11 protein-coding genes are annotated in these 9532 nt (G+C 68.7%); 7 read left to right on the top strand and 4 right to left on the bottom strand.

The genetic code is table 11. From position 1 onward, the window contains the following. Positions 1–236 precede the first annotated feature (236 nt). Positions 237–1097, bottom strand: coding sequence for a KilA-N domain-containing protein (locus tag LHA35_RS26810; protein WP_226614160.1), 861 nt, complete (start codon positions 1095–1097; stop codon positions 237–239). A gap of 774 nt (positions 1098–1871) precedes the next feature. On the opposite strand from LHA35_RS26810, the gene LHA35_RS26805 reads away from it, so the two are divergent. Then, a complete protein-coding gene (locus tag LHA35_RS26805; RefSeq protein ID WP_226614159.1) occupies positions 1872–2552 on the top strand; it encodes a hypothetical protein in 681 nt (226 codons plus the stop codon). A 337-nt stretch (positions 2553–2889) separates the two neighbouring features. Beyond that, the gene (locus tag LHA35_RS26800; RefSeq protein WP_226614157.1) at positions 2890–3573 is read left to right on the top strand and encodes a ParA family protein; all 684 of its coding nucleotides are present in this window, start codon (positions 2890–2892) and stop codon (positions 3571–3573) included. A 755-nt stretch (positions 3574–4328) separates the two neighbouring features. On the opposite strand, the gene LHA35_RS28850 is transcribed toward LHA35_RS26800, so the two are convergent. Then, positions 4329–4757, bottom strand: coding sequence for a replication protein RepA (locus LHA35_RS28850; protein ID WP_338051004.1), 429 nt, complete (start codon positions 4755–4757; stop codon positions 4329–4331). Positions 4758–4767: 10 nt separating this feature from the next. Then, complete coding sequence (locus tag LHA35_RS28845) at positions 4768–5052, bottom strand: replication protein RepA (protein WP_264185825.1); 285 nt, start codon at positions 5050–5052, stop codon at positions 4768–4770. Positions 5053–5931: 879 nt separating this feature from the next. On the opposite strand from LHA35_RS28845, the gene LHA35_RS26790 reads away from it, so the two are divergent. The 5 genes from LHA35_RS26790 to LHA35_RS26770 are packed head-to-tail and all read left to right on the top strand — an operon-like array spanning position 5932 to position 8992. Beyond that, entirely contained in the window at positions 5932–6174 is a 243-nt protein-coding gene (locus LHA35_RS26790; RefSeq protein ID WP_226614155.1) for a type II toxin-antitoxin system Phd/YefM family antitoxin, read from the top strand. Continuing rightward, positions 6171–6563 carry a type II toxin-antitoxin system VapC family toxin gene (locus tag LHA35_RS26785; RefSeq protein WP_226614154.1) on the top strand — a complete coding sequence of 131 codons (393 nt, stop codon included), beginning with the start codon at positions 6171–6173 and terminating at the stop codon, positions 6561–6563. The genes LHA35_RS26790 and LHA35_RS26785 overlap by 4 nt, the downstream gene beginning before the upstream one ends. Beyond that, positions 6560–7555 carry a tyrosine-type recombinase/integrase gene (locus LHA35_RS26780; protein ID WP_226614151.1) on the top strand — a complete coding sequence of 332 codons (996 nt, stop codon included), beginning with the start codon at positions 6560–6562 and terminating at the stop codon, positions 7553–7555. Before LHA35_RS26785 ends, LHA35_RS26780 begins: the two co-directional genes overlap by 4 nt. Next, complete coding sequence (locus tag LHA35_RS26775) at positions 7552–8184, top strand: hypothetical protein (protein WP_226614150.1); 633 nt, start codon at positions 7552–7554, stop codon at positions 8182–8184. Before LHA35_RS26780 ends, LHA35_RS26775 begins: the two co-directional genes overlap by 4 nt. Further along, positions 8174–8992, top strand: coding sequence for a segregation/condensation protein A (locus tag LHA35_RS26770; protein WP_226614148.1), 819 nt, complete (start codon positions 8174–8176; stop codon positions 8990–8992). The genes LHA35_RS26775 and LHA35_RS26770 overlap by 11 nt, the downstream gene beginning before the upstream one ends. 170 nt (positions 8993–9162) lie before the next feature. On the opposite strand, the gene LHA35_RS26765 is transcribed toward LHA35_RS26770, so the two are convergent. Beyond that, positions 9163–9348 carry a hypothetical protein gene (locus LHA35_RS26765; RefSeq protein WP_226614146.1) on the bottom strand — a complete coding sequence of 62 codons (186 nt, stop codon included), beginning with the start codon at positions 9346–9348 and terminating at the stop codon, positions 9163–9165. Positions 9349–9532: the final 184 nt, after the last annotated feature.

The following is a 9532-nucleotide window of genomic DNA, read 5'->3' as shown; positions in this document are numbered from 1 at the left end:
GCCGCCATCGGCCGATACATCGACGGCTTCTACAATCCTGTCCGCCGCCATTCCGCCCTCGACTTCACAAGCCCTGCGCAGTTCGAGAAGATGGCCGCTACCTGACCTAATGCCTCTCCCCTAAAGCGGGGCAAGTCCAGTGGCCCCTGGCTCCGAACGCGAAGAGCCCCATGACCTCGTATTGAGGCCATGGGGCTCTGGGCGCCCTCCGCTGGGGAGGGCTGGATGAGGGGCGGCTATTCCGTCGTGCTGCTGTGGCGCATCCGGCTGTGGCGGCGCTGTTCGAGCACCGCCGCCTGGAAGGCCCGGAAGCGCGGCATGTGGCTGAACCGCAGCAGGTAGCCGCTGCGGGTCAGCTCGATATGGCAGTCCGCGCAGATCAGCCAGCCATGCTCCGGTCGGTTCAGGCCGCGATGGAAGAAGTGGTCGAACTCGGCGCCGGCCACCGGCCGGCCCGCCTCGGTGAGGACGGGCGCGTTGTCGCAGCAGGGGCATCGTCCACCGAAGGGCTCGGCCGCCACCGCGCGGGTGATGGCCGCCTGGCTCAGCGCCGAGAAGTTCCGCCTGGCGCCGAGCAGCAGGTCCTGCGCCGAGAGCTGCAGGAACATCAGGTCGGCGGCATGCCGGTCAAGGACATCGAGGATGTCGAGCCGGCGATGCAGCCGCTGGAACTGCTGGTCGAGATGCGCCCGCAGCGGGTCTTGGCCCGCGGCGGGTGCCTCGTCCGGCCGCTGCATGGCGGTGCGGACGACGGTGTTGCACCAGAGGTGGAACGGCGGCGAGAGGTAGCGGGCATAGGTCAGCGCGAGCTGCCAATGTGCCCAGGTGCCTCCCTGGTGGCCGCGGACGGTGGCGACGAGGCCATCGGTGTCGAGGTGGCAAATGCCGGCGAGGCCGGCATTTGGCGCGAACAGGTCGTCGGCGTCGGACGCGTGGGTGCCTGCATGGGTGCGGAAGCGCCCGGTCTCCTCGAGGGCGAGCCAGTCGGAGGGGCGCCGGTTGGGCGGCCGGTTTGCCGCCTGCCACATGTCGGTCAGGTTCAGCATGGCGCCGCGGAAGCGGATGGGGCTGCCCTGGTAGCTGAGGGTGGTGGTCATGGGATCTCCAGCACTGGGTTCGGCCTTGCTCAAGGGGCCGCGACGGTCGGCTTGGGAGCTGCCGAGACCAGCGGGAGGGGGCGGAGAAGGGTGAGGAGACGGCACACGGAGGTTCAGGCCGACCGCTGCCTCGGCCGGCCCCGGAGGGCCCGCTGCGGGTCGGCCGGGCTGAACCCAGGCTGGTGTGGGGCGGGCGTGGGCAGACGGCCCACGCCGACGCCGCGTCGTGACGCAGCGGACCGGCGCCCCCTCCCCGGCTGATCCGGGGCGGCGCCGGTTGAACCCTGTCGTCGACCATCTCCGTGCCACCGCTGGCAGGGAATGGTTCGCAGAAACGGCCGGCTCAGTGCCGGATGCGCGGTGCCGGGCATGGGCGGCGTCGGGATGACGCGGCTCATGTCCGCCCAGGTGGAGATGACAGGGGTGGCGAGAGGCAGCGGCCCCTCCCCTGCCGGAGCAGGAGCGGCGCGGGAATGGCCAGCAGACCCATTGCCAATGCCAGATCCAACGCTTGGCTGGCTCAGGCAGCCTCGTCCGCAAGGATGAACGGGTTGCGTTCGGGGAGCGAGGGTGTCGCGGAGCCGGGCGGGGTCGTGGCCTCTCGAGCACCATATATGGGGCTGCGAGCATGTACTTTCAAGTTTGCAATGAAACGCGATGTGCCGCTCGTCGGATGCGGCAGCGGCGCCACGTGCTCCGGACGTTTACACATGCGGACGGCACCGTTGAAATGCTGTCCGCGGCTGCCTGAACCGCCTATCCTCCGCGACACAGATGAATGGCCCCCCCTCACCTGCCTCTGCCCGGCTGCCTTGGGATATCCACCCGGCGCTGACCGAGGACCGGCTGCGGATTTGCGCGCGGATGCTGGTCAATGCCCGCCGCGATGCCCTGGCCATGGCCTCCTACGAACTGGGCGATGATCCCTGGTCGGTTGGCTGCCGCGCCTTTGCCTTTGGCCGCAACCGCCTGGCCCGAGCGGCCTCCTCAGGCTCGTTCAACTGGCTGGGCGTGCTCGACGAGTCCAACCACTTCGTCTTCCTCATCGAGGATGTCCCGGTCCGCTTCTACCGCGGCCTGGCCGACGAGCCCTCAGTGCGCACGCTGCGCCGGCACGAGGAGGAAGCCAGTCAGCTTTCGCTTGCCATCGGTGAGGAAGAGGCCGAGGGACTGGTCTTCCGCATCGCGGTCGAGACCGGCGAAGCCGGGCGAGTGGAGCGGGTGGTGTTCCTGGCGCTGCGGGGCGACGAAGGCGACGCCGAATGCTTCTGGCCGATCCCCCTGGAGATGCCGGCGGAGGAGCGCCCTGAAGGCTCGGTGCAGCTCCGCCTTCTACCCGATGATGGATATGAGGATCCGGGTAGAAAGGGCACCGCCATTGGAACCCGCGACACCGGAAGACGGATGCCCGCGCCGCGCGCTGGACGAGGCGGCGGCTCCCTCCCCGGGAACTGATCAGGCGGCTCGGTACTGGAAGGGCCGCCTGAACCTGCAGGGTCTGGCTTTACGGCTGCGGACAAGGATGGGTGGCAAGTGGCAGGCCGCCCACCTTGAGGGATCAGGGTGGGCGGCGCCGGGAGATGTTCGTAGTGGGCCGCTATACGACCGCGGCAAGACTGCTTGCTTGCAAGCAAGCAAGCAGTCTTACCTACAACACGGCCCGCCTTTCCGCTTTAATGCATACTGGCGGCATTCTGTTGACATGAATCCTGAGGCAAGACACTCATCGCCGACGGCAGAGTGAGGCTGTGCATGCTTGCAAGCTGGCATTCAAGCTAGGAGGATAGCGTGCATGCAGGTAATTGTGCTGGCTAGTCAGAAAGGTGGGGCGGGTAAGACGACCCTCTCGCGTCACTTAGCCGTGGAGGCCGAAAGGGTAGGGGAGGGGCCTGTAGCGCTCATCGATGCCGACCCGCAGGGCGGCCTCGCCAGGTGGTGGAACCGGCGAGCGGCCGAGACGCCGATTTTCGTTTCATCCACCCTTGAGGCTCTGCCGGAGAACATCGAGCGCCTCCGCAAGGCCGGGTTCCGCCACGTATTTCTCGACACCCCGCCCCAGGCGACCGCCCTCATCCGCGACGTCGTCCGCCTCGCCGACCTCGTCGTCATCCCGGCTCGGCCAAGTCCCGACGATCTCGATGCGCTCGGCGCAACGATCGACATCGTGGAGGGCGAGGGAAAGCCACTTGTCTTTGTCATCAACTCCGCCACGAGGAAGGCGCGACTTACCGGACAGGCGGCCATCGTGCTGAGCCAGCATGGGACCGTCGCACCCGCCATCATCCACCGCTCTGACACCATCCCGGCCTCCGGTATTGCCGGTCAGACAGTGGTGGAGGTGGACCCAAAAAGCTCACCCGCGCAGGAGATCGCGGAGCTCTGGACCTACCTGTCGAGCCGTCTATCGCGCGGCGGCAGAGGGACTCTTTCGAAGCCAGCCAAGGCTGCAAGAGCCAAGACGGCCCGGCCAGCATAGCTATTTCATGACCAGCAAGCATGACAGCAAGCATGCTTTTTAGCGAGCTAACCATGTCCAAGCGCAAGCCTGACCTCACAAGCCTCGACATCCCACGCGCCCTTAAGGGCTCAGCGACTCCCTTAATGCCGAACTCACCGATGGCGGATACCCCACCGCCACGGCCGCCCGCAGCAGTAGTGTCCGCCGCGGACAGCGCTGGGGAGGGCAGCACCCTTTCGGCCGCGCAGGGCGAGCACCCGCTTCCGGAAGTTGCTAGAGCGGCCGCTGGCACCGCCTCAGAGACGCGCCCGGAAGAGGCGCCGGCAACCAGGCAGACAGCCCCGCTGCGCAGCCCTGCTGCGCACGGCGATCCTGAACTGCGGGGCGAGTTCGACGAAGCTCCTTTGGAGGTAGAACCCAGGACTACCGTGAGCGTGCGGCTTACGCTTAATCTGCAGGACCGGCTCCGCGCGGCCGCGTTTCACACACGGCGGAAGCAACAGAGCATTGTCGAGGTGGCGGTGGACGAGTGGCTCCGGAAGAGGGGCTACTGACAACGGGGCAGGGGAGAGTGTGCCCTCCTTACCTTTGGCATCGTCGTCGGGGAGCCGGGGAGGACACATGGTCAAGGTCGTTTTGTAAGAAGCGGCCCCTGCTGCTAGACAACGGATTCGCATTCGCATTGACCTGCCCCTGATTGGGGACCCACGGGCATAAGAGACTTGGCCCATGTTCTGGCCCGGCCGCGCCTAAAGTGGGGAAACGAGTGAGATCTACCGGGTAGCCAGGAGCCTAGGCGTGACCGGAGGGCGAGAAGGATTCAGGACTACGCCTTCCTCTGTGATCTCGACCTTGGCGGCAGGGTAGACGGCGGTCGCCAGCGCGAGCGTTCCTGGGAATTTGTTCTTGAAGTGGTAGAGCTTTGAGAATCCGGTTCCGAATTGGGCCTTCAACGCTCCCCAGGGGACCAACCGGTTCCCCTTAAGCGCATGCAGCCGGTAGGCGAGCCAGAGGTAGACGTCGAGTGCAGGAGCGTTATTCGACAACGCCTTGATAGCAGCCTCCTCGAGCGGAACGGGGTGCTTCCTGAGCTGTTCGAAGAACCCTTCCGATAGCTTGGCCGTCTCCAGTGAGAGCCGGCCTTGGGTCGCGCCGTCGTCTGCCTCAATGAACAAGGCCCTATCCACAATGGTCTGCTGCACTAGGCCAGAGCTACGGCCACCGATGGAGATGTCGAAGGGTCAGCTTACAGCGGCTGATGCGTTCGGCTTGGTCTCGGACACTCTTGCCGGTCATACCACCAGCAGGAATGCCGACGCGGGCCAGCCATCCCCGCATAGAGTTGCCCAACTCGACGTCCCGCCTGCCGGTTCGGAGGGCCTCGGTTTGGAGGTAGAGCAGGATGAGGCGGGCGTGGCTTCCAAAAGGTACGCCTACAAATTCGAAGCTCTGGCTGCCGTCCGAGGCTACGATTTGGCGGCGTCCCGGCTCCACCATAAGCTTTACCCGCTCCGAAACGATGCCCCAGGGGGCGTCGTCCTTGAGCCGTTTGTGAGGGAGGGCGCACTGGGCCCATCCGCTATAGGCAAATCCGAGGCCTGAGTCCTCGTCGGACAGGTAGGCTGACGCTGCCTCGACGACAGCGCGCTCAATGCCCGCAGCGATAGCGCCTCTGCGGCCTTTTGCCTCAATCAGGTCGTGTACCGTTCCCATCGTCCTCAGACTTTGCCCTAGGTCTCGCGAAGTGTCGCCGGGGAAAGGAGTGAGCGAACTAGTGGAAGATATTAGAGATTCTATTATTAGAATGCTCACCGCTTTCCTCGGGATAAGCGCCGCGACTCGTTGATTTTTCGTCGAGCCGCTCACTCGTTTCCCCGACCCGCTCACTCCTTTCCCCGGAGGCTCTGTGGGCTCACCCGATTCCTCAACAGGCTCCGGCACCCAAGCTGCCAGTCCGCCCGGTCGATGGCGCAACTGCGCCGCGTGCTTTCGGCGCGGGCCTGATGGGGTAGTCCCGCGCCCGTTCGGCGGTGTCCGCGAGGCTATGGGGGGCCGGCAGGGCGCGCCGGAGCGCGGCGCCCAGCGGGGCAGGGGGGTCATGCAGAACCCTGGCGGGTGCGTCCGATAAACCTCCATTATCGGCCGCAAACTAGGAGGCCCCACAAAGCTCATTGCGAACGGCTCCTGAGATCCAAGCCGTCGCGGGGAATAAGATCACCCGCGATAAGTCTCCCTTACCGCGTGTGAGGAGAGGCTTGCCGCAATGGCGGAGAACCGCCAGAATCCAGCCGGCAGGGCAGGGGCTTCATTCCTTGACCAAGTCTGACCAGGCGCGCTACTGGAACGGCAAGACCAACCTTGGTCAGGAAGCCGCGCATGTCCCAGGTCAATCTGTACGAGGCCAAGACCCAGCTCTCCCGCCTGGTCGACCGCGCCGCCGCCGGAGAGGAGATCGTCATCGCCAAGGGCGGCCGCCCGCTGGCCCGCCTGGTGCCGCTGGCCGTGCGGACCCGGCCGCGCGAGCTCGGCTTCCTCGGCGACGAGGTCTGGGTCGGGCCCGACTTCGACGCGCCGCTTCCCGACGACCTGGCGCGCGCCTTCGATGGCAAGGCGCCGTGAGGCTCCTGCTCGACACCCAGATCCTCATCTGGGCCGTCACTGACACCGCACGCCTGCCCGCGGCCGTCGCGGCCGCTGTTGCGGCGCCGGGCAACGAAGCCCTGGTCAGTGCGGCCTCCGTCTGGGAGATCGCCATCAAGGCGGCGCTCGGACGGCTGCGCTTCCCGCTCGAGCGGATCGACGCGATCCTCGAGCGGGCCGGGATGGAGCACCTGCCGATCCGGGCCGCCCACGGCGTCGCCGCCGGTGCCCTGCCGCGGCACCACGGCGACCCCTTCGACCGCATGCTCGTGGCGCAGGCGCAGGTCGAGGATCTCACCCTGGTCAGCACCGACGCCGCCCTGTCCGCCTATGACGTCCGCCTGTTGGGCGCCGAGGCGGCGCGATGAGCGAGGCGCCCTTGCCGGTGGCGGTCCGTGCAGCGGCCACCGCCACGACGCCCACCACGGTGGCGACGGAGGCGCTGGCCGCCGCCCGCGCCTATGCCCGGCAAGCGCTGGCGCCCGAGACGCTGCGCGCCTACGCCTGCGACTGGGCCCATTTCACCGCCTGGTGCCAGGCCGCCGGCTGCGCCCCGCTGCCGGCCGAGCCTGCGGCCGTCGCCGCCTATCTCGCCGCCCAGGCGCCGCTCTACAGCCGCTCCGCCCTCGAGCGCCGGCTCGCCGCCATCGGCCATGCCCATCGCCTGCGGGCGCTCCCCTGGTCCGCCGGCCATCCCGTCCTCCGCACCACGCTGCGCGGCATTTTCCGGACCCATGGCAGCCGCAGGCGCCAGGCGGCCGCCCTGACCTCGGCCGAGCTGAAGAAGCTCGTCGCCGCCTGTGGTGGCGACCTCGCCGGCCTGCGCGACCGGGCGCTGCTGCTGCTGGGGTTTGCCGGGGCGCTGCGGCGGTCCGAGCTCGTCGCCGTGGAACGCGAGCACCTGCGCTTCACCGAGGCCGGGCTGCGGCTGTTGATCCCCACCTCCAAGTCCGACCAGGAGGGCCGGGGGGTCGAGCTCGGCATCACCCGCGGCAAGCGCCCCGAGACCTGTCCGGTGCGCGCGCTCGAGGCCTGGCTCGCGGGGTCCGACTGCCGCTACGGCCCGGTGTTCCGCAAGATCGACCGCTGGGGAACGATCGAGCACCGCGCGCTCGGCGGCGATGCCGTGCGCGACATCCTGCGCAAGCGCGCCCTCGCCGCCCGCATCACGGTCGAGGGCGGCGAGCGGCTGTCGCCGCACGGGCTGCGCGCCGGCTTCGTTACCGAGGCCTACATGGCCGGCGCCCGCGACGAGCAGGTGATGGACCACACCCGTCACCGCGACCTCAAGACCATGCGCGGCTACGTCCGCCGTGCGAAGCTGGTGACGGAGAGCGCCACCAGGCTGCTCGACCTGTGACCGCGGCGCCGGCGGCCGCGGCGCGGGAAAGGGAGGGGACGGCCGAGCTCCCGGCGCCGGCCGACACCGACTGGCTCTACCACCACCTGCGGGTGACGGGGACGCCGGAGACGGTGGCCGCGTTCCGGGCGGCGGCCGCCGGCGCGGGCTTGATCCCCTGGACGCACGACGCGGGCGCCGCGGCCGAGCGCTGGTTCCACCTGCTGCTCGCCCCACCGCCGCCGGCCGGCCGCACGATCAGCCTGGAGGGCGCGCGGATCCTCGCCGGTCAGCTGCGCGATGCGGTCGAGGCTCGGGGCCAGCTGGTGGCCGAGCGGGCGCCGGAGAGCCGCGCCTGCCCGCTCGACCTGCACCGGCTGCTGCCGGTGCCCGACCGTCTGCTGCGGCTCGGGCCGGACCACCGGGAGAGCCATGCCTGGCTCTGGGAGCACTGGGGCACGACGGAGGCGCTGCGGGGCGTGGTGGAGCTGCCGATCGGCGGGCGGGGCGGGGCGCGCCGGCGCGACTCCGGTCTCTACTGGGCCGGGTTCTGGTCGGCCGACTGGACCCCCTGGCCGGCGCTGCTGGCGCTGCGCGCCCGCTGGCCCCGGCTGCGCCTCGACCTCCGGCCGCTCTACGATGGACCCTGACGGCGGTACCTCCCTCCTCGACGGGCCGCAGCGCCCGGAGGTGAGAGACTCCGGCGCGCCGAAAGTACGGCTCGGCGCCTATGAGGGGCCGCTCGACCTGCTGCTGGAGCTCGCCCGGGCGCAGCGGGTCGACCTCGCCGCCATCTCGGTCGTGGCTCTCGCCGAGGCTTTTGGCACGGCAGTGGAGCGCGCCATCGCAGGGCGGCAGGTGCCGCTGTCGCAGATGGCGGACTGGCTGGTGATGGCTGCCTGGCTGCTCCTGCTGCGCTCGCGTCTGTTGCTGCCGGCCGGCTCCGAGGCGGACCGGGCGGCGCAGGCGGAGGCGGCGGCGCTGCGGCGGCGGCTGGCCGACCGCGCGGCGGTGCGGGCGATGGCGAGCTGGCTGGAGGAAAGGCCGCAACTGGGCCGGGAGGTCTACGGGCGGGGTGCGCGGGAGGCGGAGCCGCAGCCGGTGCCGCTGGCCGACATCACCGAGCTGCTGCGCGCCTGCCTCCGGCTGATCGCCCTGCCAATGCGCCAGCGCGTCTACCGGCCGAACCCGCCGCCACTCTGGCGCGTGCCGGACGCGCTAGCGAGGATCCGCGATCTGCTGGCAGTACTGCCAGGAGAGGGCGCGCCGCTTGCGCACTTCGTGCCGCACAGCGGCGAGCGGGCACGAACGCTCCTGCAACGGCGGGCGGCCCTCGCCAGCACGCTGCTGGCGGCACTCGAGCTCGGACGGGATGGTGCGTTGACCCTGCAACAGAACGATATCTTCGGTGAGATCAGCATCAGCGCGCAGACGCAAAGCCAGGGTTGGACGCGCTGATGTAGCGCCGGTGCATGCATTCAATCTGATGGTCCAGGCTCAGCAGGTCGAGGTCGATCAGCTGATGCACCTCCCCGCAAGTGCGCCAGCGACGGCGCCGACGAATGGCGCTCCCCAGGGCCTTGCGCGGGGGCGCAGGTTCAGGCAGCGAGAGCTACGCCGCTGCCACGTCAACGGAGCCCCCGGTTCACTGACGATAGCTGCGCATTCTCGTCTTCCTTGACGACCGACCGCTCCGGAGTATTGCCGAACTGGATCAGCGATGCTGTAAAGTCGTGGGCGTCGTTGGCCAGCGTCATCTCGATGCTCTCTTCGCCGAACCAGACGGACGGGCCGCGCGCGACGCCGGCGCGCATGTCGATCGGCGGGTCGGGCGTAGCTATCTGCGCGCCGATAGGTTTTGGACTTGCCCCGCTTTAGGGGAGAGGCATTAGGTCAGGTAGCGGCCATCTTCTCGAACTGCGCAGGGCTTGTGAAGTCGAGGGCGGAATGGCGGCGGACAGGATTGTAGAAGCCGTCGATGTATCGGCCGATGGCGGC

Source organism: Roseicella aerolata (assembly GCF_020523605.1).
Classification (GTDB): domain Bacteria; phylum Pseudomonadota; class Alphaproteobacteria; order Acetobacterales; family Acetobacteraceae; genus Paracraurococcus; species Paracraurococcus aerolatus.
Note: the sequence above shows the minus strand (reverse complement) of the source record. Positions and strands in the feature narration are given on the sequence as shown.

Excerpts from the sequence above, each read along its gene's own strand:
- LHA35_RS26810 (WP_226614160.1), bottom strand. The coding sequence starts at position 1,097 with ATGACCACCACCCTCAGCTACCAGGGCAGCCCCATCCGCTTCCGCGGC.
- LHA35_RS26770 (WP_226614148.1), top strand. The coding sequence starts at position 8,174 with ATGGACCCTGACGGCGGTACCTCCCTCCTCGACGGGCCGCAGCGCCCG.
- LHA35_RS26790 (WP_226614155.1), top strand. The coding sequence starts at position 5,932 with ATGTCCCAGGTCAATCTGTACGAGGCCAAGACCCAGCTCTCCCGCCTG.
- LHA35_RS26800 (WP_226614157.1), top strand. The coding sequence starts at position 2,890 with ATGCAGGTAATTGTGCTGGCTAGTCAGAAAGGTGGGGCGGGTAAGACG.
- LHA35_RS26780 (WP_226614151.1), top strand. The coding sequence starts at position 6,560 with ATGAGCGAGGCGCCCTTGCCGGTGGCGGTCCGTGCAGCGGCCACCGCC.
- LHA35_RS28845 (WP_264185825.1), bottom strand. The coding sequence starts at position 5,052 with ATGGTGGAGCCGGGACGCCGCCAAATCGTAGCCTCGGACGGCAGCCAG.
- LHA35_RS26805 (WP_226614159.1), top strand. The coding sequence starts at position 1,872 with ATGAATGGCCCCCCCTCACCTGCCTCTGCCCGGCTGCCTTGGGATATC.
- LHA35_RS26765 (WP_226614146.1), bottom strand. The coding sequence starts at position 9,348 with ATGCGCGCCGGCGTCGCGCGCGGCCCGTCCGTCTGGTTCGGCGAAGAG.